This window comes from Neobacillus sp. NPDC097160, from assembly GCF_044762155.1.
In the GTDB taxonomy this organism is placed as follows: Bacteria; Bacillota; Bacilli; order Bacillales; family Cytobacillaceae; genus Neobacillus.
On sequence record NZ_JBIWDU010000003.1, the window covers coordinates 1 to 26524 of the forward strand.

26 protein-coding genes, 2 pseudogenes and 1 riboswitch are annotated in these 26524 nt (G+C 38.9%); of the genes and pseudogenes, 21 read left to right on the plus strand and 7 right to left on the minus strand.

Annotated elements, in window-relative coordinates; translation table 11 throughout:
* Window positions 1-110 precede the first annotated feature (110 nt).
* The gene (locus tag ACIQXV_RS04255) at window positions 111-287 is read right to left on the minus strand and encodes a DUF2759 domain-containing protein (RefSeq protein ID WP_402956348.1); all 177 of its coding nucleotides are present in this window, start codon (window positions 285-287) and stop codon (window positions 111-113) included.
* Window positions 288-497: 210 nt separating this feature from the next.
* Between ACIQXV_RS04255 and ACIQXV_RS04260 the strand changes: the two genes are divergently transcribed.
* Window positions 498-1133 (plus strand): MBL fold metallo-hydrolase, encoded by a 636-nt coding sequence (locus ACIQXV_RS04260; RefSeq protein WP_402956350.1) that lies wholly within the window; start codon window positions 498-500, stop codon window positions 1131-1133.
* A gap of 156 nt (window positions 1134-1289) precedes the next feature.
* Window positions 1290-2381, plus strand: a complete 1092-nt coding sequence (locus ACIQXV_RS04265; RefSeq protein WP_402956351.1) for a class I SAM-dependent methyltransferase — start codon at window positions 1290-1292, stop codon at window positions 2379-2381.
* 33 nt (window positions 2382-2414) lie between these two features.
* On the opposite strand, the gene ACIQXV_RS04270 is transcribed toward ACIQXV_RS04265, so the two are convergent.
* The gene (locus ACIQXV_RS04270; RefSeq protein WP_402956353.1) at window positions 2415-2654 is read right to left on the minus strand and encodes a DUF2626 domain-containing protein; all 240 of its coding nucleotides are present in this window, start codon (window positions 2652-2654) and stop codon (window positions 2415-2417) included.
* 84 nt (window positions 2655-2738) lie between these two features.
* On the minus strand, window positions 2739-3437 hold the full coding sequence (locus tag ACIQXV_RS04275) for a helix-turn-helix transcriptional regulator (protein ID WP_402956354.1): 699 nt from the start codon (window positions 3435-3437) through the stop codon (window positions 2739-2741).
* 303 nt (window positions 3438-3740) lie between these two features.
* On the opposite strand from ACIQXV_RS04275, the gene comGA reads away from it, so the two are divergent.
* From comGA to ACIQXV_RS04315, 8 genes are all read left to right on the plus strand, one after another.
* Entirely contained in the window at window positions 3741-4826 is a 1086-nt protein-coding gene (comGA, locus tag ACIQXV_RS04280) for a competence type IV pilus ATPase ComGA (protein WP_402956356.1), read from the plus strand.
* A complete protein-coding gene (comGB, locus tag ACIQXV_RS04285; protein WP_402956358.1) occupies window positions 4813-5844 on the plus strand; it encodes a competence type IV pilus assembly protein ComGB in 1032 nt (343 codons plus the stop codon). The genes comGA and comGB overlap by 14 nt, the downstream gene beginning before the upstream one ends.
* Before the next feature lie 20 nt (window positions 5845-5864).
* Complete coding sequence (comGC, locus tag ACIQXV_RS04290) at window positions 5865-6182, plus strand: competence type IV pilus major pilin ComGC (RefSeq protein WP_402956360.1); 318 nt, start codon at window positions 5865-5867, stop codon at window positions 6180-6182.
* Window positions 6183-6184: 2 nt separating this feature from the next.
* A complete protein-coding gene (comGD, locus tag ACIQXV_RS04295; RefSeq protein WP_402956362.1) occupies window positions 6185-6625 on the plus strand; it encodes a competence type IV pilus minor pilin ComGD in 441 nt (146 codons plus the stop codon).
* Entirely contained in the window at window positions 6609-6947 is a 339-nt protein-coding gene (locus tag ACIQXV_RS04300; RefSeq protein WP_402956364.1) for a hypothetical protein, read from the plus strand. Before comGD ends, ACIQXV_RS04300 begins: the two co-directional genes overlap by 17 nt.
* The gene (gene comGF, locus ACIQXV_RS04305; RefSeq protein ID WP_402957125.1) at window positions 6904-7371 is read left to right on the plus strand and encodes a competence type IV pilus minor pilin ComGF; all 468 of its coding nucleotides are present in this window, start codon (window positions 6904-6906) and stop codon (window positions 7369-7371) included. The genes ACIQXV_RS04300 and comGF overlap by 44 nt, the downstream gene beginning before the upstream one ends.
* The gene (comGG, locus tag ACIQXV_RS04310) at window positions 7368-7742 is read left to right on the plus strand and encodes a competence type IV pilus minor pilin ComGG (RefSeq protein WP_402956366.1); all 375 of its coding nucleotides are present in this window, start codon (window positions 7368-7370) and stop codon (window positions 7740-7742) included. The genes comGF and comGG overlap by 4 nt, the downstream gene beginning before the upstream one ends.
* A gap of 64 nt (window positions 7743-7806) precedes the next feature.
* A complete protein-coding gene (locus ACIQXV_RS04315) occupies window positions 7807-7992 on the plus strand; it encodes a YqzE family protein (protein WP_402956368.1) in 186 nt (61 codons plus the stop codon).
* A gap of 52 nt (window positions 7993-8044) precedes the next feature.
* Here ACIQXV_RS04315 and ACIQXV_RS04320 read toward each other — a convergent pair whose 3' ends face one another.
* Together ACIQXV_RS04320 and ACIQXV_RS04325 are read right to left on the minus strand one after the other, a co-directional pair.
* The gene (locus ACIQXV_RS04320) at window positions 8045-8836 is read right to left on the minus strand and encodes a YqhG family protein (protein ID WP_402956369.1); all 792 of its coding nucleotides are present in this window, start codon (window positions 8834-8836) and stop codon (window positions 8045-8047) included.
* Entirely contained in the window at window positions 8814-10502 is a 1689-nt protein-coding gene (locus tag ACIQXV_RS04325; protein ID WP_402957126.1) for a DEAD/DEAH box helicase, read from the minus strand. The genes ACIQXV_RS04320 and ACIQXV_RS04325 overlap by 23 nt, the downstream gene beginning before the upstream one ends.
* Window positions 10503-10702: 200 nt before the next feature.
* Window positions 10703-10790: riboswitch (glycine riboswitch) on the plus strand.
* 276 nt (window positions 10791-11066) lie between these two features.
* Here ACIQXV_RS04325 and gcvT point away from each other — a divergent pair.
* Genes gcvT through gcvPB form a run of 3 tightly spaced genes read left to right on the plus strand, consistent with a single transcriptional unit; the run spans window position 11067 to window position 14991 of the window.
* Complete coding sequence (gcvT, locus tag ACIQXV_RS04330) at window positions 11067-12170, plus strand: glycine cleavage system aminomethyltransferase GcvT (RefSeq protein WP_402956371.1); 1104 nt, start codon at window positions 11067-11069, stop codon at window positions 12168-12170.
* 21 nt (window positions 12171-12191) lie between these two features.
* On the plus strand, window positions 12192-13538 hold the full coding sequence (gene gcvPA, locus ACIQXV_RS04335; protein ID WP_402956372.1) for an aminomethyl-transferring glycine dehydrogenase subunit GcvPA: 1347 nt from the start codon (window positions 12192-12194) through the stop codon (window positions 13536-13538).
* A complete protein-coding gene (gene gcvPB / locus ACIQXV_RS04340) occupies window positions 13531-14991 on the plus strand; it encodes an aminomethyl-transferring glycine dehydrogenase subunit GcvPB (RefSeq protein WP_402956374.1) in 1461 nt (486 codons plus the stop codon). Before gcvPA ends, gcvPB begins: the two co-directional genes overlap by 8 nt.
* Window positions 14992-15091: 100 nt before the next feature.
* Here the strand turns inward: gcvPB and ACIQXV_RS04345 are convergent, their stop codons facing one another.
* Window positions 15092-15475: a rhodanese-like domain-containing protein gene (locus tag ACIQXV_RS04345; RefSeq protein ID WP_402956376.1), complete on the minus strand. Its 384-nt coding sequence runs from the start codon at window positions 15473-15475 to the stop codon at window positions 15092-15094.
* 195 nt (window positions 15476-15670) lie between these two features.
* On the opposite strand from ACIQXV_RS04345, the gene ACIQXV_RS04350 reads away from it, so the two are divergent.
* The 8 genes and pseudogenes from ACIQXV_RS04350 (at window position 15671) to ACIQXV_RS04385 (ending at window position 24889) form a co-directional block, all read left to right on the plus strand.
* Window positions 15671-16507, plus strand: coding sequence for a lipoate--protein ligase family protein (locus ACIQXV_RS04350; RefSeq protein WP_402956378.1), 837 nt, complete (start codon window positions 15671-15673; stop codon window positions 16505-16507).
* Between the two features lie 335 nt (window positions 16508-16842).
* Window positions 16843-17631 (plus strand): annotated as a pseudogene (locus tag ACIQXV_RS04355) (ribonucleotide reductase N-terminal alpha domain-containing protein); the annotation flags it as partial.
* A 343-nt stretch (window positions 17632-17974) separates the two neighbouring features.
* Window positions 17975-19747 (plus strand): annotated as a pseudogene (locus ACIQXV_RS04360) (vitamin B12-dependent ribonucleotide reductase); the annotation flags it as partial.
* Between the two features lie 182 nt (window positions 19748-19929).
* Window positions 19930-20664 (plus strand): urease accessory protein UreH domain-containing protein, encoded by a 735-nt coding sequence (locus tag ACIQXV_RS04365; protein ID WP_402956380.1) that lies wholly within the window; start codon window positions 19930-19932, stop codon window positions 20662-20664.
* Window positions 20665-20811: 147 nt separating this feature from the next.
* Entirely contained in the window at window positions 20812-21018 is a 207-nt protein-coding gene (gene copZ, locus ACIQXV_RS04370) for a copper chaperone CopZ (RefSeq protein ID WP_402956382.1), read from the plus strand.
* A gap of 82 nt (window positions 21019-21100) precedes the next feature.
* Complete coding sequence (locus ACIQXV_RS04375) at window positions 21101-23515, plus strand: heavy metal translocating P-type ATPase (protein WP_402956384.1); 2415 nt, start codon at window positions 21101-21103, stop codon at window positions 23513-23515.
* 128 nt (window positions 23516-23643) lie between these two features.
* The gene (locus tag ACIQXV_RS04380; RefSeq protein ID WP_402956386.1) at window positions 23644-23856 is read left to right on the plus strand and encodes a response regulator; all 213 of its coding nucleotides are present in this window, start codon (window positions 23644-23646) and stop codon (window positions 23854-23856) included.
* Window positions 23834-24889, plus strand: coding sequence for an ATP-binding response regulator (locus ACIQXV_RS04385; RefSeq protein WP_402956388.1), 1056 nt, complete (start codon window positions 23834-23836; stop codon window positions 24887-24889). Before ACIQXV_RS04380 ends, ACIQXV_RS04385 begins: the two co-directional genes overlap by 23 nt.
* 121 nt (window positions 24890-25010) lie before the next feature.
* Here ACIQXV_RS04385 and ACIQXV_RS04390 read toward each other — a convergent pair whose 3' ends face one another.
* Window positions 25011-26330 carry an urease accessory protein UreH domain-containing protein gene (locus tag ACIQXV_RS04390; protein WP_402956390.1) on the minus strand — a complete coding sequence of 440 codons (1320 nt, stop codon included), beginning with the start codon at window positions 26328-26330 and terminating at the stop codon, window positions 25011-25013.
* Between the last annotated feature and the right edge of the window lie 194 nt (window positions 26331-26524).

Consider the following 26524-nt stretch of genomic DNA (forward strand, 5'->3'; position numbering starts at 1 on the left):
CAAAAACGACTAAACCATCGTGCTCCAGTTGAATACCGGATCACGATGGCTGCATAGTCTTTTTTAGAGCTGTCTACTTGACGGGTGTAAGTCCATTTTGACAGTCTTTTTTAATGCGTTCCAGTAGGAAAACCAGAATTGATAATTGTCATGACTGTAAACCAGCCGAAAACCAAGAATGAAGCTACACCCCAAAATGCGCCTAAGAAGTTTTTATTCTTCAGTGCACTATATCCGCCGAAGGCAGCCAGCACGGTTACGATCGCAAAAATAATAACTAAACCCATGATTAATCCCCCTTTTTGGTATACGCAGGCAATGTGCCTAACAAGTGAAAAAAATTATGTAACTATATTATATACATTCGATTCCTATTTTATATTTTTTTCTTGCATTTGTCGAGGGCAAAAATAGTGTAATGTAAGTGCATTAATTTCTAATCCTAATGTTTTAGTGTAAAATAATACTAATGTAATTTGAATAGGAGGTTCTTTTTCATGAAGTGGCAGCAAATTCCATTAGGTGCATTGCAAACAAATTGTTATATCGTTGAAAATCCTGACCGGACATGTTTAATTTTTGACCCGGGCAGTGAAGGAAATAAGTTGATTCATTTACTGAACCAAAGAAAATTAAAGCCAAGTGCCATTATTTTAACACATGCGCATTTTGATCATATTGGAGCAGTAAATGTAGTGAAGGATACATATAAAATACCTGCTTATATTCACAAACAGGAAGAAAAATGGCTGGGCGATCCTGCATTAAATGGCTCACAGTTGTTTATGCATGTTGAACCAATTCGCGTAAATCCTGCCGATCACATTATTCATAATGAAGGGGCAATGAAAATCGGGGATTTTGAGTTTGATGTTTTTCATACACCAGGACATTCGCCAGGGAGCATTTCCTGCTATTTCGATAGGGAAGGGTTTGTTATCTCTGGAGACGCCTTATTTCAGGGCAGTATCGGCCGTACAGACCTGCCGGGAGGTAATCAATCACAGCTATTAAAAAGTATCCATGACAAGCTGTTAACATTACCTGAGGAAACCTATGTCTTATCCGGTCATGGTCCTGTTACAACAATTGGTGAGGAAATGGACAGCAATCCATTTTTGAATGGTTTTTAGGATAATAATATAGAAGACCCTTCTCACTGAAGAGAAGGGTCTTTCTGGGGGATGTTCTTTATTCATATAATGGGAGGGGATATTGTTAAGCTACTAACTTAACAATATAATAAAATTAACACTATGTCAATAGTGCTAACTAAAAAGGGGTTTACGATGATTACCTATTTACAGAACTTAATTTCAAATTCTCAAGCAGGATTTATCTCTTACGCTGATTATATTGGTGCAGCTCTTTATCATCCCGAATTTGGCTATTATATGAAAGATAAACAGAAAATTGGCCGCCAAGGTGATTTTATTACAACAAGCAATATCTCTGATGTGTATGGCAGGCTGGTAGCAAAATGGTTTTCCCACATCTGTCAAACCACAAACCTGCCAGCAATATTTTGCGAAATTGGGGCAGGAAATGGCCGCTTCGCTAAGTCCTTTTTGCAGGAATGGAACGAATCAATAAAATCGCCACTGCAATATTTTATTGTGGAAAGCAGCCCATATCATCGGAAATTACAAAGTGAATTACTGTCGCCCGATTTTTTTGTTGTCCAAGTGGAGAGCCTAAGCGAAATAGAGCACTTTGAAGGGATGATATTTTCAAACGAACTTTTTGATGCATTACCTGTCCATGTGATTGAAAAAACAGATGGGAAACTATTAGAGGTGATGGTTGGGATTCAAAAAGACGAATTGTGCGAACTAGAAATTCCATTAACAAATCCAGAAATTTTTTCTTTTCTAGAGGAAAGTAAAATTGCTTTAAAGGAAAAGCAGCGAATTGAAATACCACTAGCAATGGATAAGATGATGCAAGAGATTTCAACAGTATTAACCAAAGGCTTGGTTGTGACAGCTGATTATGGTTATTCGAATGAGGAATGGATGGATCCCCGGAGAGCACAGGGGAGCTTGAGAGGATATTATCAACACATGATGATTCATGATGTCTTGCAGCATCCCGGGGAAATGGACATTACTACTCATATCCATTTTGATTACCTAATTCAAAAAGGTGAGCAAGTCGAGTTGCAATTATTAACAAAACTTCGACAGGATGAATTTTTATTAAAAGCAGGTATTCTAAAGGAATTAGAAGACCATTTTGATCCCAATCCATTTTCAGAGGTAAGTAAGCGGAATCGAGCGATTCGCAGCTTAATTATGCCTTCCGGGATGAGCTCATATTTTCATCTAATTGTTCAGCAAAAAGGGATGCAATTACATGGAAGCAATGTGTTCACTGAATAAAAGAAAAGCCGGAGCATAAACTCCGGCTTTTTCTCAATGTCCTCCAAGCGGCATCATAAATGTTGTCCAATATGTGAAGCCAGCGAAGAAAACTGTTAAATATGCTCCGAACACCCATAAATACATACGCTCGGAAAGTTTAAGATAGCTTAGCAGAATGAAAAATCCTGTTTGGGCTAAGAATAACATCGCTGTTTTATCCAAATCACCCAGATAAAACATAACAGTAAAAATGCCCGTCCAGAAACCACAAACTCTGAACATGCGATCCATATGTATCCCTCCTTTTACCCCATCGATACCATCATTACAATATTATAAAGTAAAAGGAGGTGTAATGTAAATAATGGTTTCGAATTAGTTTGTCACAAGTGCTTGATAAGAGCAAGTATCACAGCCGGAAATCATGTTTTCTTTCTCGATTAATTCAACCGATTCGAAAAGTGCTCCGAACATTCCCTTTAAAAATTCATGGTGCATACTGCAAACTGTTTCCGAATGTTCTTCTGCAACCTCTTTAAATGGGCAATTGAAAATTTGGAAAAAGATTTTTGTTTTATCACCATTTGCTTCAAATTCCGGGTAAAAACCTGCTAGTGTTGCGGCACTTTTTAATATTGTTAGCTTTTGCTCAAATTCTAATTCCTCACCCAGAGATCTTTTTGCCATTTCCTGCTCAATCACTTCCGTACCAAATCGCTTCCCTGTTAAGAAAAGTGCTTCTTTACCAACTTCACCAAGTGAAATCATGGTTTGAATTGCAACTTTGGATAATAGCATATAGTCGCGGTATGGGAAATGAAGCTGAATGACATCGTCGGATAAACGATATAACCGGCTTGGCCGACCGCCTTTTCCCGTTTTCTTTGTTTCTGATGCTAACATGTTAACATCCTCTAACTTTGATAAATGCAATCTTGCTACATTCGGATGAATATTAAAATTTTCTGCAACTTCTTGAACAGTTACTTCTTGATGACGTTTGGTAATGTATTGATAAATGTAGTATCGTGTTGGATCTGACAAAACGTTTGTAATTTTTAATGTTTGTTCCATCTCTGTTCACCTCTGACCCCCATAATTTATTCCATTATAATACAGCAATTACAACAAGGGAATGAAGTTAACAATGTTAACACTATATGTTTAGAAAATGTTCACAATTACCGTCTTTATATTGTAACAATATTAGAAAAATGGTGTGTTTTATTAAATAGATGTGCATGTCAATGCTGGATTATTGGAATTATTGGAAAGGGGAGGGAAGCAAAAAAAATTGTAAAAAAAATAATTATTTTTGAAAAATAAAGAAGGAAAAGAAAGAACGATGTCGAAATATATGCAAAGAAAATTAAAAAGGTGGTGTTACCTATTGTTAGCGCAATTGAAATTTTAGCTGATCGAATCATTACAGATGCAGCACGGAACCAAGCAACAGATATTCACATTATACCAAGAAAGAAAGACACACTTGTTCAAATCCGTTTAACCAACAAACTCATTCCCCGGTTATCACTTCCCAAAGATGAATGCGACAGATTAATCTCACATTTTAAATTCACAGCCAATATGGATATCGGAGAAAGAAGACGCCCGCAAAGCGGAGCCATTTTTTGTGAAGTAGACGGACAATTAATGGGACTAAGGCTTTCAACTCTTCCATCAAACAACAGAGAAAGTCTTGTCATCCGGTTATTACCCCAACAAGAACAGATCCCTTTTCACCAACTTTCGTTATTCCCAGCAATGACACGAAAACTGCTAGCCCTACTCAAACACGCACATGGACTCATCATATTTACCGGTCCGACTGGATCGGGTAAGACAACAACCCTCTACTCGCTATTGAATGAAACGGCCCACTTATTTCATCGTAATGTCATCACACTTGAAGACCCAATTGAAAAAAACTATGACTCTGTCCTGCAGGTTCAAGTGAACGAAAAAGCAGGCGTAACCTATGCGGCCGGATTAAAGGCTATTCTTCGCCACGATCCTGATATCATCATGGTTGGTGAAATTAGGGATGCAGAAACGGCCAAGATAGCCGTACGCGCAGCCTTAACAGGGCATTTAGTTTTAAGCACAATGCACACGAGAGACGCCAAGGGTGCGGTATACCGTCTCCGTGAATTTGGTGTGAATTGGTTAGAGGTAGAGCAGACATTGATTGCTGTCACCGCACAAAGACTAGTGGAACTTACATGCCCATTCTGCGAGGGGGAGTGTTCACCTATTTGTTATTCATATGGAAGATGGAAAAGAGCAAGTGTGTTTGAATTGTTATCAGGAAGAAATTTAAACTCAGCGATGAAAGCGGCCAAGGGTGAAAAAACCGAATCACATTATAGGAGACTTAAAGAAGTGATTAACAAGGGGATTGCCCTTGGATATATTCAAGAGTCGGAATATGAACGGCTGGTGTTTGATCATGAAAACCCGTAAATGGTCTGTGAATGAACAAGCGATTTTCTTGAAGAGAACCGGTGAATTACTTGCACGGGGGTATCCAATTGCAGAAGCAATTGAATCCATAGCATTACAATTACCTGCGAAACGAAAGGAGGAATTATATGGCTGTTTAGAAGAGTTAAAAAAGGGCTTACCATTTCATGATGTCTTAACCACTCTCAGGTTTAACAAAGACTTAATCGGCTATGTTTATTTTGCAGAGCAGCATGGCAGCTTTGCCGATGCATTATTAGAAGGAAGTGAACTTGCACTTTTAAAGGATAAAGATTTACAAAAACTGCTAAAATTACTTCAATATCCGATGCTGCTTATATTTATTACAGGTGTGCTATTCATTTTTATCGAAAACACATTGCTGCCAAGGTTTACGACGCTTTTTTCGTCGCTTGGCCTTGAGGCGAATTTTTTCACAAAGGTCATCTACGCCTTTGACCATTATTTCCCGTATGTTGTCGGTGCTGTGTTAGTGCTTCTCATCCTAACGGCAATTTATTATTTTCTTGTATTTCGAAAACTCTCCATCCTGCAGCAAAGGTCACAACTCGTCCGTATTCCTATTGTCGGCAGGATCCTCAAATTGCTGTTTACACACTACTTTTCCATTCAACTAAGCTTCCTATTATCCGGTGGAATTTCAGTCTCGGAAGCACTGCTTCTTTTTGAAAAAAATCAAAGACAACCGTTTTACAGCAAAATAGCTGAAGAAATTAAATATAAGCTTGTTACAGGAGAAAAATTGGAAACCATTTTAGCTGCCTTCTCATTTTTTGAAAAGGAATTTCCGATGATTGTCAAACACGGCCAAGAAAATGGAAAATTAGAGCAGGAATTGCTGTTTTTCAGTAAACACTGTGTCACCAACATGGAGGAAATGATTGAAAAAAGTTTAAAAACCATTCAGCCCCTTCTTTATTTGTTTATTGGATTTCTCGTTGTTTCCATGTATTTAGCTATTCTATTACCAATGTTCCATCTGCTTGATGGAATTTAAGAAAATGGAGGATTCTTAATATGTTAAAAAATGAAAAAGGTTTTACACTGATAGAAATGATGATCGTAATGCTTGTCATTTCAGTTTTGTTAATTGTCACGATTCCGAATGTTGCCAAACATAATTCAAATATCAATAACAAGGGATGCGAGGCATATGTCAAAATGGTACAAGCCCAAGTTCAAGCATATGTAATGGACAAGAACAAGTTTCCAACACTTGATGAGCTTAAAACAGAGGGATATTTAAAGGATGTCAAAGGTTGTCCAAACGGGAATACAGTTGAAATTGATTCTAAAGGTAACGTCACTTCTGTTGAAAAGGTAGCATCAAATTAACAATGAGCCAAAATCAAAAAGGCTTTACCTTAATTGAATCCTTATTAGTTCTCTCGATCTTTATGATTATTTCCTCGATTACAGTCTTCTATTTAAAGCCGCAGCACTCTGTAATTGAAGATGAGGCCTTTTTAACACAATTGCAGGCAGACCTGCTATATGCCCAGCAATATGCAATTTCTCACCAGTATGAAGTGACAGTTGTCTTTATGCCGGATCAATATCTTTATTTTATGAGATTGCGACCCGATCTGCCGCGATTTATCGAGAGAAAATACTCAACAAAATATACTGTCAGGGAGGGCACCATCCCTTTATCTTACAAATTCTTAAGTGACGGAAATGTCAACAAGTTTGGTACTTTTTTTATCTATACTGAAAAGAAAACTTATCGACTAACCGTTTTGATTGGGAAGGGACGGTTTTATGTTACAGAGCAATAAGGGATTTTTTTTGCTGGAACTGCTGCTCTCATTGTCTGCATTGTTAATGCTAAGCTTATATTTATTGCCCATATTAATGGAGATAAGGCACCAATCCATGAAATTGGAAATAGAGAATACGTCGCGAAAAATAATGTATGAAGAACTGCAAGCAAAATTAATCGATAGTCAAACATTCAAAAATTACACAATTATCCGGAATAAGGTAGAATACAAAATCATTTGGAATGAAACAGAATCGTTAGGTCAAAAGGAGGTGTGTGTAAACGTTGAAAAAAATGCATTCCTTCCAGAATCGAAAGTTTGTGGTGTCCTCGAATGAAAAAGCTTTTACCCTAATCGAAGTACTGATCGCTTTTTCAATCTTTGCCACTATTATTTTCTTTATGGCACCTATTTTTCAAATTATCCTGAACACGAAAGGGAATGACGCAGAACTACAAGCGATGGAGTGGGAAGTCTTTTCCAGTCAAATGAAAAAGGAGATCCGGCTGTCCACACGTGCCGTAGTAGAATCGGGCCGTTTAATCCTTACCAAAGATACAGAAACTGTTCAAATTGAAATGTATGGGTCCAACTTAAGAAGACGTGTGAACTCAACAGGGCACGAAATTATCCTCCAAAACGTATCGCAATCCACCTTTTCGATCATCAATAGTGCTGTTAAGATAACCGTTACAGACACTAGGGGAAAAGAATATGTCGTCACATGCTATTCGTTAGTGAATTGGTCTGGTGGAACATGAAAAATAATCAACAAGGATTTACCTACCCGCTAGTTTTGTGCTTACTTATCATTTTTCTGCTATTTTTCTCCATGCATATTGAACAATTGCTAACTGAAAGAAAAATGGCCCATGAAACGGCAGCAATCCTCCAACAGGAATATTATTTTCTTTCATCAGTAAAGAAAGTGGAGTTGCTGCAACAAACTGGAGGAATTCCTGCCAAGGGAACGCTCATTTATGTAAATGGAACCATGGATTACCAAGCCGAAACGCCGTCCGGATCTAACCAGAAGGTAAATTTTACGCTATGTCTAAAATCTGGCGAAATTATTACAGGACGCGGCTTTTTTGATTTAAAGTCAAAGAAAATGGTCAAATGGGTAAATTGAAATACCCGTTTGAAAAAACAAAACATGGATATACTTTTAAGTGTAAGAAAAGGCAGGTGTGTCCGTGAAAACAAATGATTATGTTAAATACATGACCCAAACCATTGTAAAATATGCTGACCAGCCGAAGGATGAACGCAAACGGCTGCGTATTGAAAGAAAGCAAAAAAAGGCTGATTTTTGGTATAGATGGTTTGGAATTCTACCCTATATCCTTTATTCTGAAGTGAAAAAGAAACGGAAAATGTGAGGAAACGATTTAGGATATTTAAAAATCCATTACACTGTAATGGATTTTTTCTTTATATTGCTTTTTCCGTCAAATAGAAGAGCCCGCCATTGATGAAGGAGATGTTTATTTTTGGTTCGTATTGTTCTTGTAGAGCCTTTTTTTCTGTCTCGTAGCTTTCATTTTCATCTTCTACGTCCTCATAAAAATGATCTAACAGCTGCAAATCCTGATCCCACCGCTTCCGTGCATCATAAGCCCATGAATGGTCTTCTTCAGAAATTATTGATTGTAAATACGTTTCGATTCTTGACATGCCGCTCTTTGGTTTTACCAATGGCGATAATGTAAAGGAATAATCGGGAATTTTGGGGGTCAGCGGTATTTGCATTAATCGGTCGTGAAAGTCCTCAACCATTTGACCATTAATTAGCTGTAAGCCGATTGATTTAAAAACATCCCGCTTACGGTCACATTGATAGGAAATCTTAACATTCATGCATAACCACGGCAGCAAGGGAGTTTGGCTGCCGAGCTTGCGATGATTCTCATAAAGGCGAATATAACTGGCGAGATTTTTTGTTGATTCAAAAATTTGATGCAGACGTGGCGAACCAAAGTGGATCGTTTCGCCCTTGATATGATCGGGGGCTAATCCCTTATTCGTGATGAAGGTAAGCCGCATTGGATTTGGAACTCCGCCAGTTTTTTCTAAATAGTGCCAGTAAAATGGCCTGTTCATCAGTTCTTTATCCAGTTCAATTGTTAACTGGACAGTTAAAAAGCCTGGTTTATTTTCAAGTATTAGGCATTCATTTGCCTTAAAATAATTCAAAAGAAAATTATGAATTTCCTGCTGCTGCATGTGAATCCCCTTCCTTCATGGATTGAGCAAATTCAATCATCGATGATAAATTCTCCATTTTTATTCTCATTTCGCCTTCAGATGCGGATTGTCCAAAAATATCAATCAAATGATCTTCAATGTTGCCAAATTCCAGTTTTGTTAAGATATCATCAAGCTCACCAATTACTTTTTCAAATAAATGGATCTTTTCATAAAGGAGCTTTAAGATATGTTCTTCCACAGTATTCTTGATGGCAAAATTGTAGATCATGACATCCTTTTCCTGTCCGAGACGATGGATTCGGCCAATTCGCTGCTCGAGCCGCATTGGATTCCATGGTAAATCAAAATTAATGATATGATTACAAAACTGCAAATTAATTCCTTCACCACCAGCTTCTGTCGCAATCAACACCTGGGCGTGCTTTTGAAACAATTCCCGCATCCAGTCCTTTTTCCCGCGTTTAAAGCCGCCGCGAAACGGTACAGAAGAAATCCCATGCTGTTTTAAAAACCATTGCAGGTACATCTGTGTGGCTCGATATTCGGTAAAAATAATGACTTTATCATTTACTTTTTGAATCAATTCAAGTGCTTTTTCTGCTTTTGAATTTTGCTGGACGGCTTCTACCTTTGAAATTAAAAACTGAATTTGCTCCTCGAAAGCACGAGTTGGATTTTCCCTTTTTTGAAGCATATTTTTCAGAGTATAAAAAACTGCTTCCCTGCTGCTGCATGCCTCCCGTTGCAGCGTCATCACCGAGAAAGCACTAGTCTGAACCCAATCACCCTCATTTTTAAGCGTGTTTATCGCCTCATAAAGCTCTTTTTCAGGAGACGTGAATTTAATCGGAATTGTTTCCACATGGCGTTTCGTCCATTCAATTCCTGTATCAGCGCGGCGGTTGCGGATCATCACCTTGTTTACTAATTCTTTTAAATGCTCATCATCATTTAAAGACCGCGCATCACGTTTGTATTTCTCATAAAATGAAGTCTCACTGCCTAAATGCCCGGGTTTTAGCAGAGAAACTAGATTAAAGATTTCTTCGATTCGGTTTTGAATCGGTGTGGCTGTCAATAGTAAGCAAAATTTCTTTTTAAGATTCTGGACAAATTCGTAGTTTTTCGTTTTGTTATTTTTTAATTTATGTGCTTCATCAATGATGATGAGATCATAGTCTTGTTTATAGATAATATCTCGATGTGGGTTTCGTTTGGCTGTATCAATCGATGAAACGACAACATCACACTGTTCCCATACATAACTTTTCCTTTGGGTAATCGCAGGGATAAAAAATTTGCTATTCAGTTCAATCGCCCATTGGGTGACCAAGGAAGCAGGGACAAGAATCAAGACCTTTTTCACTAATCCGCGAATCATGTATTCTTTTAAAATTAATCCAGCCTCAATGGTCTTCCCAAGTCCAACTTCGTCCGCTAGGATGGCTTTTCCATTCATGTTTTCAATTACTTGTTTTGCTGTTTCGAGCTGGTGGGGAAGGGGGGTTAAATTAGGCAAATGATCTGTGGCTTGCAAGCCCTCGAATTCCGGTATCACCAAATGTTTTTCAACCCCGATTGCCAGCTTAAATAGCTCCCAATTCCCCCATGGACCATCGTTGTCAATTCTATGTAAAAAATCATCCTGCCAAGAGGAATCAAATTCAATTTCGACCGACATCATTTCAGCTCCTTTTCATATATTCATCTATCCTCAGTCACCAGATTTATGCGCTTACAGTTTTCTAATAAAGTTATTGCTCAATGTGTTGTTTTAATGGTAGGATGATAATAGCTTTGAAAGTTTTTAAATATTTTAATAAGGTAAATTACTTTATAAGTATAATTAGTATGACCAAATTGGAAAATATTATAATGCGAATGACAACAAGGGGAGAGACTACCGTTGTAGCGCCGAAGGAGCAAGCAGAAATGTGAATCTCTCAGGCAAAAGAACTCTTGTTTGACGCAGCTCTGGAGAGCGCTGCCCAATATAGGCAGCCACCAAAGGGGAAAACCATTTTTTGGTAAACTTTCAGGTGCAAGGACAGAGACCTTCTTTTATCCAAAGGGGGGCTTCTGTCCTTTTTTATGGTCTTTTTAGAATGATCATCCATCTGTTTGTTTTTCTAGAAGGAAGTATGGATAATAATTTTGCATGATTTTGGTAATGGGTTCAATCTCTTTTAAAGAGTCATTTATAACAAATAATGAACAAGTAAAAGATTGAAGGGGGACTTTATTGATGACTGGATTAAAACGTACTCCGCTTTTCGATGTGTATAAAGAAAATGGGGGGAAAACCATCGATTTTGGCGGATGGGAGCTGCCTGTCCAATTCTCAAGCATAAAGGAAGAACATGAAGCAGTCCGCAATCGTGCAGGCTTGTTTGATGTATCCCATATGGGTGAAGTCGAAGTCAAAGGATCTGACAGCTTAAGCTACTTGCAAAAAATGATGACAAATGACATTTCAAAAGTAAAAAATGGCGGTGCCCAGTATACAGCTATGTGCTTCGATAACGGCGGTACAGTCGATGATTTACTCGTCTATAAAATCGAAGACGACCATTATCTTTTGGTTGTAAATGCATCCAACATTGAAAAGGATTATAAATGGCTTGAAGAGCATGTAGAAGGTGATGTCACAATTGAAAACCTTTCAGAAAAAACAGCTCAGCTGGCTATTCAAGGGCCGCTTGCTGAAAAAGTCCTGCAAAAGCTTGTGACTGGAACAAATTTAAGTGATATTGGCTTTTTCAAATTCCAACAAAAAGTAAACGTAAATGGCAAAACGGCACTTGTATCTAGAACTGGTTATACCGGTGAAGATGGTTTTGAGGTGTATTGTGACGCAAAAGATGTTGTCGAATTATGGAGAGCCATTTTAAAAGCCGGTGAAGAGGAAGGTGTGCTTCCATGTGGATTGGGGGCGCGTGACACACTCCGATTTGAAGCGAATTTAGCCCTTTATGGCCAAGAGCTTTCACCAGAAATTTCACCGCTGGAAGCAGGTATTGGCTTTGCAGTGAAATTAAATAAAGAAGGCGATTTTATTGGCAAAACTGCTTTAAAACAGCAAAAAGAAAGTGGCTTATCAAGAAAATTAGTTGGGATTGAAATGATTGACCGTGGAATCCCTCGTCATGGATACCCTGTTTATATCGGTGAGGAGCTAATCGGCGAAGTAACTACCGGTACGCAATCACCTACTTTAAAGAAAAATATTGGCCTTGCCCTTATTAAGACGGAATTTACCGGGCTTGAATCTGAGGTTGAAGTTGAAATTCGTGGAAAACGTTTAAAAGCTGCAGTAGTTCCAACACCTTTTTATAAAAGAGAAAAGTAAAACATGAAGGGAGTTAGGTTTATGAAACATCGCTATTTACCTATGACTGAACAAGATAAGAAGGCTATGCTTGAAACGATTGGTGTTTCTTCAATTGATGAACTGTTTAGCGATATCCCTGAAAAAGTAAGGTTTAAGGGTGAGTACAACATTAAAGCGGCTAAGTCCGAGACTGCGCTAATGAAAGAGCTTTTTATGTTAGCAGACCAAAATGCTGACCTTAAACGAAATGTATCATTCCTGGGCGCTGGTGTTTATGATCATTACATGCCTGTTATTGTTGATCATGTAATCTCTCGTTCTGAATTTTATACTGCCTATACACCATACCAGCCGGAAATTTCTCAAGGCGAGTTGCAAGCAATTTTTGAATTCCAAACAATGATTTGCGAATTAACTGGAATGGATGTGGCGAACTCCTCGATGTATGACGGTGGAACGGCTCTTGCAGAGGCAGCAATGCTTAGTGCCGGTCATACGAAACGGAAAACAATCGTTGTTTCAACTGCGGTTCATCCTGAGTATCGTGATGTCCTTAAAACATATGCAAAAGGTCAAAATCTTGAAGTAGTAGAAGTACCTGTAAAAGATGGTGTAACAGATATTGAAGCGTTAACGGAATTAGTACATGATGATGTTGCAGCAGTAATCGTCCAATACCCAAATTTCTTTGGCAGAATCGAGCCGTTAAAAGAGGTTGAGGAAATCATTCATGCTAATAAAGGGATGTTTGTAGTTAGCAGCTATCCGCTATCCCTTGGTGTTTTGACACCTCCAGGAAAATTTGGTGCTGATATTGTTATCGGTGATGCACAGCCGTTCGGAATTCCAACTGCCTTTGGCGGCCCACACTGTGGATATTTTGCCGTAACGAACAAATTAATGCGGAAGGTACCAGGACGTCTTGTAGGGCAAACAGTAGATGATCAAGGACGTCGTGGATTTGTATTAACACTTCAAGCACGTGAACAGCATATCCGTCGTGAAAAAGCGACATCAAATATTTGTTCAAACCAAGCGCTCAATGCCCTTGCAGCATCTGTCGCGATGACAGCTCTTGGTAAAAAGGGTGTCCGTGAAATGGCTGCAGCCAATTTACAGAAGGCACATTATGCAAAAACTGCTTTTAAAGAAGCTGGATTTGAAGTCGCTAATGATGGCTATTCCTTCAATGAATTCGTTGTAAAATTAAACAAACCGGTTAAAGAAATAAATCAAAAACTGTTACAAAAAGGAATCATCGGGGGCTATGATTTAGGTCGTGACTATTCAGAGCTGTCTAACCATATGCTGATTGCCGTAACAGAACAGAGGACGAAGGAAGAAATCGATACTTTAGTGAAAGAATTGGGGGATCTGCATGCATAATCAAGACCAAGCGCTCATTTTTGAAGCTAGTACACCCGGACGAATCGGATACAGTCTTCCAGAAATGGATGTACCGGAATTAGATATCAGCACTCTTCTTCCAGCGGGGTTCCTTCGGATAGAAGAGCCTGAACTTCCTGAGGTTTCAGAGCTTGATATCATGCGCCACTATACGGCTCTTTCAAAAAGGAACCACGGCCTGGACTCAGGATTTTATCCATTAGGTTCATGTACGATGAAATACAATCCGAAAATTAATGAAAATGTTGCCCGCTTTAATGGATTTGCCCATGTGCACCCACTTCAGGACGAGAGCTCTGTCCAAGGTGCACTAGGCCTGTTATATGACTTGCAGCAGCATTTGATTGAAATTACCGGAATGGACGAAGTGACATTACAGTCAGCAGCAGGTGCACATGGGGAATGGACTGGATTAATGTTGATCCGTGCCTACCATGAAGCAAATGGAGATCTAAACCGTACAAAGGTAATTGTTCCTGATTCAGCACATGGTACAAACCCTGCATCTGCCACAATCGCAGGTTTTGAAACGGTAACAGTTAAATCAACGGATAAGGGTCTTGTTGATCTTGAGGATTTACGTAGGGTTGTTGGGGAAGATACGGCTGCCTTAATGCTAACCAATCCAAATACGCTTGGACTATTTGAAGAACATATCCTTGAGATCGCTGAAATTGTTCACGATGCCGGAGGAAAAGTTTATTATGACGGGGCAAACCTAAATGCTGTCCTTTCAAAAGCCAGACCTGGCGACATGGGATTTGACGTTGTGCACTTAAATCTTCATAAAACCTTTACTGGTCCACATGGTGGCGGCGGCCCTGGTTCTGGTCCTGTCGGTGTAAAGTCAGACCTTATACCATACTTGCCAAAACCAATTATTTCGAAGCGTGGCGAGGAGTTTGTACTTGATTATGATCGTCCACAATCCATTGGCCGTGTGAAGCCGTTCTACGGGAACTTCGGCATAAACGTTCGCGCTTATACGTACATTCGTTCCATGGGTCCTGATGGTTTAAAAGCAGTAACGGAGTATGCGGTATTAAATGCCAACTACATGATGAGAAGATTGGCTGAACATTATGATTTACCATTTGATAAACATTGTAAGCATGAGTTTGTCCTAAGCGGCAAACGTCAGAAAAAATTAGGTGTCCGCACATTAGATATTGCGAAACGCCTGCTTGATTTTGGCTACCATCCACCAACCATTTACTTCCCGTTAAATGTGGAAGAGTGTATCATGATTGAGCCGACAGAAACAGAATCAAAAGAAACGCTTGATTCCTTCGTCGATATCATGATCCAAATTGCCAAAGAGGCTGAGGAAAATCCTGAGGTTGTCCAGGAAGCACCACATACAACTGTAGTTGGCCGCTTGGATGAAACTATGGCAGCACGTAAACCAGTTTTAAAATACCAAAGAGCTTGATATGGGAAGAAAGGTCAGATTCGAAAAATGAATCTGATCTTTCTTTAGTTTGGAAACAAAAAAAGCTCCGGGAACATCCCCGGAACCTTTAGAGTCATCATTATTTTTTCGTCTTTACTTTACCAGACCACTTTTTGAACCCGCCTTGAAGCTGGGTAAGGTCCTTATAACCTCTTTTGTGTAAAAATTGGGCGGCACGTGCACTGCGCATCCCGCTTTGGCAATATAGGTAAACTGGCATGTCCTGTCGAATTTCCTTAATGCGCATTTTCATTTGTGACATTGGGATATTACGTGCTCCCAGAATATGACCGCCATCGAACTCATTCGCTTCACGAACATCTATAAGTTGTGCCTTTCTGTATCCCGAACGGAATTCTTCTTCAGTTACCGTTTTAACAATCCTCTTCTGATAGAAATAGGTAAAAACGGAGTAAATAATAACTGCTGCGAGAATAATTAATAAAACATAAAGTGAACTCAACTTCTTTTTGCTCCTTTCAAGCTTTCCTGCACTAGTTTTTATTATATAAGTCATTCCGATAAAGATAAAGATGAATAGTAAAAAATCTTTTCATTTTTGTCTAATAACATTATATCAGAAACAGCTTATTTTGAAATCATATCAGATTTTGGTAGACTTAAACTCGAGACAATTTTATAAAAATGAGGTTTTCGAATGAAAAAAGAAGTTTGGCGTTTTATTGACTCTGGAAATTGTTCACCATCCTTTAATATGGCATTAGATGAAGCATTACTAGATTGGCATAGCGAGGGAAAAATCCCTCCCGTCATCCGTTTCTATGGCTGGAATCCTCCAACCTTGTCTGTAGGGTATTTTCAAAAGGTTGAAAAGGAAATTGACATGGAGGCCGTGAAAGCGCACGAGCTGGGGTTTGTCAGGAGACCTACAGGGGGGCGCGGTGTTCTCCATGAGCATGAGCTTACATATAGTGTCATCGTTTCGGAAAATCACCCAAAAATGCCAAAATCTGTTACCGAGGCCTATCGTGTTATTTCAGAAGGAATCTTAAAAGGCTTCCATCATTTAGGACTTGAAGCTTATTTTGCCGTGCCAAAGACAGCTGAGGAACGGGATGCATTGAAAAATCCCCGCTCCGCTGTATGCTTTGATGCACCGAGCTGGTATGAGCTGGTTGTAGAGGGAAGAAAGGTAGCGGGCAGTGCGCAAACAAGACAGAAAGGTGTTATTCTACAGCACGGTTCGATTCTATTGGATTTAGATGAGGACAAGTTGTTTAGCTTGTTTAAATATTCAAATGAACGTGTTAAGGATCGGATGAAGAAAGCATTTAAGGATAAAGCGGTTGCCATCAATGCTATAAGCCCAAGGAGGATTACCCTCGATGAGGCGAAAGAGGCTTTTTATAAAGGGTTTGCTGAAGGACTAAATATAGATCTTGAACCATATCAGCTAACAGAAGAAGAAACCGCATACGTTCAAAAAATAGCTAAAGAGCGCTATGAAAGTGAAGAATGGAATTTTAAAAGGTAAAGTGGAGCGGCTGCAATGCCGCTTTTTTCTTTTTATTGGTTATTCCTTAAAAAAAAGAGGCAAGCCTCGAAATTTGTTGAATTTTCCTGTTTTAGGGCGAAAAACAAATAATAGCTTTTGTTTTCTCCCAAATCTAGTTTATTTTAAGTTTGACAAAATAAATGTTATTTGCTCATCATACAATATGTAGTGGTGTCGAAAATATTTTTGGTACTATATATTGATTTTTTATGTTTATCTATGTTAACGTTATGTTTATTAAGACAACTAGATATAGCATAAACTTACTAGAATCATACACAATAGAGAGATTTAATATTGAAGGAGTTGTTCTCATGTCTGTAGTTTTTAGACAAAAAATGAATATTGATTTTGAAAGGTTGAATGAGGATATCCGCCTGTTCCCCCAAGTGCACCCGGTTACCCCAGATATGAAAATAACTCACAAGGGTGTTTCACGTTTGGTCATGCTAGACCGATACACCTTCAAAGACACAGCAAAAATAACCCTCACAAATGGCGACTTTGTTGTTTTAACGATTAAGGAAGATCCGAAATTTCCAGCACGAGGATTAGGAACCATCATGGAAATTGATTGGGAAAATAAAAAGGCTAAGGTTTTGATTGAAGAGGAGTTTAGAGGAGCGCTAGATAATCCTGAGGAAACAAGCACTGGAATCATCGTTCGTTCTTTAGATGTCATTGAAAAGCCCCTGGAGCTCTTCTACGAGCAAATTGCGAAGCGTAATGCTACAGGTCTTGCATCTGTTGAAGAAACGGAAGAGAAGCGCCGAGAGTGGGCAGATAAGTTTTATCAGGAACTGGTTAATTTGAATTTTATTCCTGCAGGACGGGTTCTGTACGGGGCCGGGGCAAATACTGATGTCACATATTTTAATTGCTACGTAATGCCTTTCGTACCAGACTCACGTGAAGGCATCTCTGACCATCGTAAGCAGGTAATGGAAATCATGAGCCGCGGCGGCGGTGTCGGTACAAATGGCTCAACATTAAGACCTCGTAATACCTTGGCTAGAGGCGTAAACGGAAAATCATCCGGATCGGTTTCATGGCTGGATGATATTGCGAAATTAACGCATTTGGTTGAGCAAGGTGGATCCCGTTAACTACTCCAACGGCGGGATTAAAATCTCGTGAATTGCTGGAACACCCTTAGAGCCTTATCAACCACAACGTGACTGGCAACGGTGAGCGTGAAGGTTTGAAAATGATAAGGATTTGGGCAATCAGCAGCGAAGCGTCTCTGGAAACGGAGATGAACGTTCAACGACTATTGAAATTTCCTAAGGTTAATCACTATGGAAAGAGTAAACTGTTATTCTGGTAACAGAATATCGGGGCGCGAGACAAAGATTTTTATCTTTGATGATATAGTTCTGATCTCATGTGAAAGCATGAGAGCTAGGCAGAAATGACCTAGCCGCTCAATTTTGAGTAGTAACAAAACAGCGTGGAGCCCAAATGATAATGCTAGCAGATTTTCATCCGGACATTATTGAATTCATTATTTCTAAAATGCAAAATCCTAGAATTCTACGATTCTTAATTGAAAATACAAATGATGAAACGATTAAAAAACATGCAAAGGATAAGCTAAAACTGACGCCATTAACCCTTCAGGAAACGGCAATGTACCAGGGAATCGTGAATTACAAAAACATCCCAGGCTATGGTGGTTTTGATGAAAATATTATTGCCGATGCAGAAGAAAAATTAGCAACCGGTGGTTATTACACAGTTCATAATCCTGATTTCCTAACTGGAGCTAACATTTCCGTTTGTTTAACAAAGGAATTTATGGAAGCTGTTGAAAATGATGGTGAATATGAGCTTCGTTTCCCATATGTTGAGCACTACAACGAAGAGGAAATGAAAATCTACAACGAAGAATGGCATCAAGTTGGTGACGTTCGTGAGTGGGAAAAACTTGGTCACAAAGTGCGAGTATACAAAACAATCAAAGCTAAAGAGTTATGGAATTTAATTAATATTTGCGCGACCTACTCAGCAGAGCCAGGAATATTTTTCATCGATAACGCTAACGACATGACAAATGCTAAAGCATATGGACAACAAGTCGTTGCAACAAATCCGTGTGGAGAACAACCACTTGCACCATTTTCAGTCTGTAACCTTGCTGCTGTTAACCTTGCAGAAATGGCGGACAAGGAAACAAAAACTGTTGATTTTGAAAAATTAAAGAAAACTGTCGCTGTTGGCGTGAGAATGCAGGATAACGTCATTAACGCAACGCCATACTTCTTAGAAGAAAATAAAAAACAAGCTCTTGGTGAGCGCCGTGTCGGTCTAGGAGTAATGGGTTTACACGATTTACTGATCTACTGTGAAACTGAGTATGGTTCGCCTGAAGGAAATAACCTAGTTGACCAAGTATTTGAAACAATTGCAACGACAGCTTATAGAACTTCAATTGAATTAGCTAAAGAGAAGGGAAGTTTCCCATTCTTAAACGGAGAAACAAGAGAAGATACAGACCGTTTAAGACAAGCTTTCATAGAAACAGGCTTTATGAAAAAAATGCCAGAAGATGTACGTCAATCGATTTTAGAAAATGGAATTAGAAATTCCCATTTGCTAACTGTGGCACCAACTGGATCCACTGGAACAATGGTTGGCGTCTCAACAGGATTAGAGCCTTATTTCTCATTCTCTTATTTCAGAAGCGGACGTCTCGGAAAATTTATCGAGGTAAAAGCAGATATCGTGCAAGAATATTTAGACCAGCATTCAGAAGCAGATGCAGACAATCTTCCAAACTGGTTCGTAACAGCGATGGAATTGGCACCAGAAGCTCATGCAGATGTCCAATGTGTCATTCAACGTTGGATTGACAGCTCAATCAGTAAGACTGTCAACGCACCAAAAGGCTACAGTGTAGAACAGGTGGAAAAGGTTTATGAACGACTCTACCGTGGCGGTGCTAAAGGTGGTACTGTCTATGTCGACGGATCACGGGATTCTCAAGTATTAACTCTCAAAGCTGAGGAAAATACAAACGAACAATTATCAATGTTTGATGATAAACCAAAGCAGCATGTCGTCCTTGTTGATACAATTACTGACCTACGATCAACAGATGTAACAATAGGTTCTGAGGTTGGAAACACTTGTCCTGTCTGCCGCAAAGGAAAAGTAAAAGAAATGGGTGGCTGTAATACTTGTACCAATTGTGGTGCACAATTGAAGTGCGGTTTATAAAGCTTTCTAGGGGATGGAGATTATTTTCCATCCTCTTTCCTATTTAGAATATTTCTAACGGTTTGCATGATATAAATAGATTGAATTTACGACTATTATTTGAACAATCAAGCATCTTCACACGTTCTTCATCCTATTATGTTATCGTAAATCTAATACAACATTACAGGGTGAGCATGCATATGTACAATTTATTTAGTCAAATAAGTTCTTTCTTAAGTAAACCGTTTCTGGAAGTGGCAAATAGTTTAGAATCCTGGCCTATTGTATTTGCATTAATATTAGGGCTTGTCGGAGCGCTAGCCCCCTGTCAGCTTACAGGCAATATCAGTGCGGTTACACTTTATGGAAACAGTTCGATTCAAAAGAAAATTGTCTGGAAAGATGTTTTCAGTTTCATCTTGGGTAAAATAGTGGCCTTTTCTCTATTAGGTGGATTAGTGTGGCTGCTAGGCAAAGGCATTGAACAAAATCTAATCCTTTATTTTCCTTGGCTCCGGAAGATTATGGGCCCTATCTTAATCATTGTGGGATTTTATATGTTAGGTTTTATAAAATTAAGAGGAACTATAAATCTATTTAAGCAATCCAAGGAATACAAGCGGGAAAATCGATTCGGTTCTTTTATGCTCGGATTTAGTTTTTCTTTAGCATTTTGTCCGACCATGTTTATTTTGTTTTTTGTAACGTTAATGCCAGTGGTCCTGTCAAGCCCATATGGTTTCATTCTCCCGTCCATTTTTGCCCTTGGAACAGCCTTACCGCTCTTAATTGTCATTTTTATCATTTGGTATCTTGGCGGAAGTGGAGTGCTTATGAAAAAGGGGAGGAAATTTGGTACCTTTGTGCAGCGGCTGGCGGGAATTCTTATGTTACTTTTGGGAATATTTGATACAATAACTTATTGGTCTGCGTGAGATCAACATTGTGAACAAATTTCGAAAAGGTAAAGAAATTATTAGAAAAATATTACTCAACTTCTTTACATAGGGTAGGGGGGTATGGTAAGATACTTTTATAGAAGTTTACATTAATTAATTTTCACGAAGAAAGGTTGGTTTTTTATGGAGAAGATTACACTAAACGTTCAAGGGATGTCTTGCGACCATTGTGTGAAGGCAGTAGAAGGAAGTGTTGGAGGGTTAAATGGAGTTGCTGCTGTTAAAGTAAACTTAAAAGCAGCTACAGTAGATGTAGAATTTAACCAGCAACAGGTTACATTGGATCAAATAAAAGAAACCATCGATGACCAAGGTTACGATGTGAAATAAGTTGTTAAACGACGTGCTGCCCTGTTAGCACGTTCTTTTTCCTAAAATATATACCTATATGGGGTATTAGGAGTTGACTTATATGAGTCATAGTTTAAAAGAAACAAATTTACAAATCTCCGGGATGACCTGTGCGGCTTGTGCAACAAGAATTGAAAAAGGCCTAAACAAATTAGCTGGTGTGGAGTCAGCGAATGTTAATCTCGCCTTGGAAAAATCCGCAATTAAATATGACCCTTTGCAAATAAATGTCGATGATATTGAAAAGAAAATTAGGGATTTAGGGTACGAGGTTGTCACGGAGAAGACAGAGCTTGACATTACCGGAATGACTTGTGCCGCCTGCTCAGCAAGAATTGAAAAAGGGCTAAATAAATTAGAGGGTGTCCTCAAGGCAAATGTGAATTTGGCACTTGAAAAAGCAACAGTTGAGTTCAATGGCTCAGCCCTTTCAACTGCCGACATAATAAAAAAGATCGAAAATCTAGGTTATGGGGCAAAGCTTATAGAGGGAACAAAAGACACGAGTGACTATCGTGAAAAAGAAATTGCCAAACAAACGAAAAAGCTCATTTTTTCCGCCATCTTGTCGTTGCCCCTTTTATGGGCAATGGCTGGCCACTTTTCGTTTACATCATTTATTTGGGTACCTGAAATATTTATGAATCCTTGGTTTCAATTACTATTGGCTACTCCCGTCCAGTTCTTTATCGGAAGCCAGTTTTACATCGGTGCGTATAAGGCGCTTAAGAATAAGAGTGCCAATATGGATGTACTTGTAGCCTTAGGTACTTCAGCAGCCTATTTCTACAGCCTTTATCAAGCCATCTTGACACTTAGCGGAAAGGTTCATATGGTGGAGCTTTATTTTGAAACGAGTGCAGTATTAATTACCTTGATTATTTTAGGAAAGTTGTTTGAAGCAAAAGCAAAAGGCCGTTCATCTGAAGCCATTAAAAAATTGATGGGACTCCAGGCGAAGACTGCTGTCGTCGAACGGGGAGGATTGGAGCAGGAAATTCCCCTTGAGGAAGTAGTCGTTGGCGATATCCTTCATATTAAACCAGGTGAAAAGATTCCCGTCGACGGGATCATTATCGATGGTCAATCTGCAATTGATGAGTCAATGTTAACCGGTGAAAGCGTTCCTATTGATAAAAAGATTGGGGACCCTGTGATCGGTGCCACCATAAACAAAAATGGCTTTTTAAAGATCGAAGCTGCAAAGGTTGGCAGAGACACAGCATTAGCACAGATTATTAGAGTAGTGGAGGAAGCTCAAGGCTCAAAGGCTCCTATTCAACGCCTTGCTGATAAAATTTCGGGTGTGTTTGTCCCGATTGTTGTGGGATTAGCCCTTTTAACGTTTATCGTCTGGTATGTCTGGGCAGTTCCAGGAGATTTTGCTGAAGCCTTAGAGAAAATGATTGCGGTCCTTGTCATTGCTTGTCCATGTGCTTTGGGGCTTGCAACACCAACTTCGATTATGGCTGGCTCCGGTCGTTCTGCCGAATATGGAGTTCTTTTTAAAGGCGGCGAACATTTAGAAATGACCCACCGGATTACCACAGTTGTCCTGGATAAAACCGGCACGGTTACAAACGGGACCCCTGTATTAACAGATGTTTTCCCTGTTGAATCCTGGACTGAAGAAGAGTTCTTATCAATCGTCGGTTCAGCGGAGAAGCAATCGGAACACCCACTGGCAGAAGCCATTGTCCAAGGAATAAAAGAAAAAGGGATTCTATTAAAAGAAATCTCGAAATTTGAAGCCATACCTGGATTTGGCATAAAAGCAACGGTTGATGGAAATGAAGTGTTAATTGGCACAAGGAAATTAATGACCAAGTATGATATCAGTGTTGCAAGGTCGCTAAAAAAAATGTATGAACTAGAGACGGTTGGCAAAACAGCCATGCTCGTAGCGATAAATGACCAGTATGCCGGTACGGTTGCTGTCGCGGATACTATCAAGGGAACTTCCAAAATGGCAATCGGGCGTTTGAAGGAAATGGGACTTGATGTCATCATGATTACAGGTGATAATCAGCGGACTGCGGAGGCAATTGCTTCACAAGCTGGTATTGATCATGTAATTGCTGAAGTTCTTCCCGAGGGAAAAGCCGATGAAATCAAGAAATTGCAAGCACAAGGCAAGAAAGTGGCCATGGTTGGAGATGGAATTAATGATGCCCCGGCATTGGCGATTGCAGACATCGGAATGGCCATTGGCACTGGTACAGATGTGGCAATGGAAGCGGCAGATATCACACTAATTCGCGGCGATTTAAATAGTATTGCTGATGCGATCTTTATGAGCAAAAAAACGATTACCAATATTAAACAAAATTTATTCTGGGCGCTGGCTTATAATTCTCTGGGCATCCCGATTGCGGCTCTCGGGTTCCTCGCACCATGGCTGGCAGGTGCTGCGATGGCATTCAGCTCCGTTTCAGTCGTTCTTAATGCATTGCGATTACAAAAAGTAAAACTATAGAATGGATCCACTAATTAGGACAGAGTGGTTATAAAAGGCTGACACATAATTGTCAGCCTTTTGCAATTTTTACACTATTGATAGCTAGTATACTGAATATATACTATTTCGTTAGCTGGGTGATACACATGAATCAGATATTATTAGTTGAAGATGAACAAAGCGTATCAGGTGTAATAAAAGCATATTTAGAAAAAGAAGGATACCAGGTTCATAGCGCTTATACAGGATTAAAAGGGATTGATCTTTTTATGACCAGCAAATATAACTTGGTTGTTTTAGATTTAATGCTGCCGGATATTAGCGGAGAAGAAGTCTGTGAAATCATCCGCCACCTCTGATGTCCATATTTTCATGCTGACGGCGAAAGGGTCATTAAATGATCGCATCGAAGGATTAAAAATCGGGGCAGATGAATATCTGATCAAACCATTCAGTCCAAGAGAATTGACGGCAAGGGTAAATGCTCTCTTCCGTAGACTAAATGGAAAGGTTCATTCATCAAGTGTCATGTTTGACGATGGGAATCTGCAAATAGATTGTGAGAAAAGGACAGTTAAGGTTTGTGGTGAGGAGAGACCCTTTACCCCAAATGAGTTTGATATTTTAAAGATCCTTGTTGCTAACAAGGGCAAGGTATTTTTACAAAAAAGTGTCAATATTTTAGCGGGAAAATTAAAGTATCAGGATTCATTGAGGAGAAGATTAGTTTCTGATATATCTCATGAAATTAGGACACCATTAAATGTCCTACAAAATAAACTTGAGGCAATGATTGACGGGGTTTATCCGGTAACAACAAAGAAATTATATTATCTTAATGAAGAAGTCATTCGGTTTGGAAAATTAATTAATAGTTTAAATACTTTAAAGGAATTTGAAACGGAAAGTACAAAGTTATCATATGAATCAATTTACCTTGATGAATTCATTCTTGAAATATGTAAGGATTTTTATATGGATGCTGAAAAAAAGCATATTAGTCTTGATTATAGTATTCAACCGAATCGCAAATATTTGATGACTGGTGATAAAGATCAATTAAAACAAGTCTTTATTAACTTGTTTTCTAATGCCATTAAATTTACTGAACCAAACGGAAGAGTGCTAATTCAATTATATGAAAATGATAAAAATATTGTCGTAGAAGTTTGTGATAATGGTATAGGAATTCTGGAAGAAGATTTGCCATATATCTTTGAAAGACTTTATCGGGGAGATATAAGCAGGCAGAAAATCGAAGGGAATGGGATTGGCTTAACCATCGTCAAGAATATCCTCCAGCTTCACAATGCTGTTATTGGGGTAGAAAGTAAAGAAGGAAATGGTTCAAAGTTTACGATATATTTTGCAAAAAATGAAGTAAGTAAATAAAGTGGGGAAAGACCCCACTTTATTTTACATAATCTATTGGAGGTATTTGCTTCTGATTTCCTCTAGGTTGGCAGTTTTCAAATCGTTCACAACATCTATTACTCCAAGCAATTCCTCTTATTTAGATATCCTTTAAATCATCCACTACTTTAATGACCCCTCGTTTCATTCCCATCCAACAGCTAAAAGGAATATCTTCATTACCAGGGGTGAAATCTATGATATTTTTTCCACTTTGGAGTTTCTGTTCAACATTCATATCAGGCATTACGATTGTATTATTGCAACCGGTAATCTGCTCACCATCTACTACCCACTTAACAGGCATTCCCTTTTGAACATATAATGTATTTGGAGTATACCCGTAGACATTTGCTGTCATATTGAGAACTTGTACCCCATCCTTAATGGTTGCTTTTGTTGCATTAGATGCAGCTGCAGAATCGCCAAAAGCGCCAATATTGGTAAGTATCGAAGCTGGACTAATGTTCATTCCTGCCAGTGCTAAGCCCCTGTTGCTCATAACAAGTCCAAGAACAACAATAAGAATGCCGCTAAATTTAAGAATCTTCTTGGTATACCCTTTACTTAAAAGACTTGACAATGCTCCGAAGGTTAGCATTAGCGGGACTGTTCCAATCGCAAACATAAACATGGATAATGCACCGCTAATTGCACTGCCTGTTCCTAAAGCATATAGCTGCATCGTTTGCAGCGGTCCACAAGGCATTAATCCATTAAGCATGCCTATAAAAAAAGGTGTTTTAGGTTTAGGTTTACTTACTAATTTCAAAGCAAAAGTTGGTATTTTTAGTTGAAACTTTCTAAACGCTTTAAAGCCGGCCATATTAAAGCCCATCATAATCATAAACACTCCGGCAAAAATTTGCATTGCGGCTTTATTCGTTAGGGAAAGAGCAAAAACGGAACCAATGGCACCAACGATTCCACCAATGATGGTATAGGCTGTAACTCTTCCAAGGTTATATAAAATAGCTGGCTTCATCGCCTCAAATTTGTTTTTGCCTTCCTTTCCAATGGTTTGGGAAAGCATAATGCCACCACACATTCCTACACAATGGAGGGAAGTGATCAACCCAACAACAAATAAAACAGCGTAGGAAGCATTTTTGAGTTGATCCTCCATATTAAAGCTGCCGGTATTTATACCAAGTAGCAAAACAGCAGCAACAACAATGATTATTCCAATAAACTTAAAGCCTTTACCATTTTCAGTACTGTAGCCGACACGATTGATGGCTGCCTTCATCTCGTTAATACTACATAATTCATCATTAAACTCAATATCTGCGAATTGGCCAGTAAAATTTGCCTTAACATCAATGCCACCATTTATTTTTTTTACTGTTCTTTCGATTCGCTTCTCGCAAGATGTACAGGTCATATCGTACACCTTAATTCTTTCCTTCCGAATACTCATAAAAATTCCCTTCCTTTTCTGACAAAATCCCTATTATTAATGGATAGGTTAAGTTTAGAAAAAAGTTATGTTGACGGTATGAAGAAATATAGGTCTCCGGTGAACATTTTGTAGACAAAATAGGAACAAAAAATGTCCAATCCTAGTATAAAATTTTTGCTAGTCCGCGGTACTATTTTCATGATAAATCGATT

What these genes read in the sequence shown, in the direction of transcription:
- ACIQXV_RS04255 (WP_402956348.1), bottom strand. Translation starts at nt 287, where the DNA reads ATGGGTTTAGTTATTATTTTTGCGATCGTAACCGTGCTGGCTGCCTTC.
- ACIQXV_RS04260 (WP_402956350.1), top strand. Translation starts at nt 498, where the DNA reads ATGAAGTGGCAGCAAATTCCATTAGGTGCATTGCAAACAAATTGTTAT.
- ACIQXV_RS04265 (WP_402956351.1), top strand. Translation starts at nt 1,290, where the DNA reads ATGATTACCTATTTACAGAACTTAATTTCAAATTCTCAAGCAGGATTT.
- ACIQXV_RS04270 (WP_402956353.1), bottom strand. Translation starts at nt 2,654, where the DNA reads ATGGATCGCATGTTCAGAGTTTGTGGTTTCTGGACGGGCATTTTTACT.
- ACIQXV_RS04275 (WP_402956354.1), bottom strand. Translation starts at nt 3,437, where the DNA reads ATGGAACAAACATTAAAAATTACAAACGTTTTGTCAGATCCAACACGA.
- comGB (WP_402956358.1), top strand. Translation starts at nt 4,813, where the DNA reads ATGAAAACCCGTAAATGGTCTGTGAATGAACAAGCGATTTTCTTGAAG.
- comGC (WP_402956360.1), top strand. Translation starts at nt 5,865, where the DNA reads ATGTTAAAAAATGAAAAAGGTTTTACACTGATAGAAATGATGATCGTA.
- comGD (WP_402956362.1), top strand. Translation starts at nt 6,185, where the DNA reads ATGAGCCAAAATCAAAAAGGCTTTACCTTAATTGAATCCTTATTAGTT.
- ACIQXV_RS04300 (WP_402956364.1), top strand. Translation starts at nt 6,609, where the DNA reads ATGTTACAGAGCAATAAGGGATTTTTTTTGCTGGAACTGCTGCTCTCA.
- comGF (WP_402957125.1), top strand. Translation starts at nt 6,904, where the DNA reads ATGCATTCCTTCCAGAATCGAAAGTTTGTGGTGTCCTCGAATGAAAAA.
- comGG (WP_402956366.1), top strand. Translation starts at nt 7,368, where the DNA reads ATGAAAAATAATCAACAAGGATTTACCTACCCGCTAGTTTTGTGCTTA.
- ACIQXV_RS04320 (WP_402956369.1), bottom strand. Translation starts at nt 8,836, where the DNA reads ATGCAGCAGCAGGAAATTCATAATTTTCTTTTGAATTATTTTAAGGCA.
- ACIQXV_RS04325 (WP_402957126.1), bottom strand. Translation starts at nt 10,502, where the DNA reads ATGTCGGTCGAAATTGAATTTGATTCCTCTTGGCAGGATGATTTTTTA.
- gcvT (WP_402956371.1), top strand. Translation starts at nt 11,067, where the DNA reads ATGACTGGATTAAAACGTACTCCGCTTTTCGATGTGTATAAAGAAAAT.
- gcvPA (WP_402956372.1), top strand. Translation starts at nt 12,192, where the DNA reads ATGAAACATCGCTATTTACCTATGACTGAACAAGATAAGAAGGCTATG.
- gcvPB (WP_402956374.1), top strand. Translation starts at nt 13,531, where the DNA reads ATGCATAATCAAGACCAAGCGCTCATTTTTGAAGCTAGTACACCCGGA.
- ACIQXV_RS04350 (WP_402956378.1), top strand. Translation starts at nt 15,671, where the DNA reads ATGAAAAAAGAAGTTTGGCGTTTTATTGACTCTGGAAATTGTTCACCA.
- ACIQXV_RS04365 (WP_402956380.1), top strand. Translation starts at nt 19,930, where the DNA reads ATGTACAATTTATTTAGTCAAATAAGTTCTTTCTTAAGTAAACCGTTT.
- copZ (WP_402956382.1), top strand. Translation starts at nt 20,812, where the DNA reads ATGGAGAAGATTACACTAAACGTTCAAGGGATGTCTTGCGACCATTGT.
- ACIQXV_RS04375 (WP_402956384.1), top strand. Translation starts at nt 21,101, where the DNA reads ATGAGTCATAGTTTAAAAGAAACAAATTTACAAATCTCCGGGATGACC.
- ACIQXV_RS04380 (WP_402956386.1), top strand. Translation starts at nt 23,644, where the DNA reads ATGAATCAGATATTATTAGTTGAAGATGAACAAAGCGTATCAGGTGTA.
- ACIQXV_RS04390 (WP_402956390.1), bottom strand. Translation starts at nt 26,330, where the DNA reads ATGAGTATTCGGAAGGAAAGAATTAAGGTGTACGATATGACCTGTACA.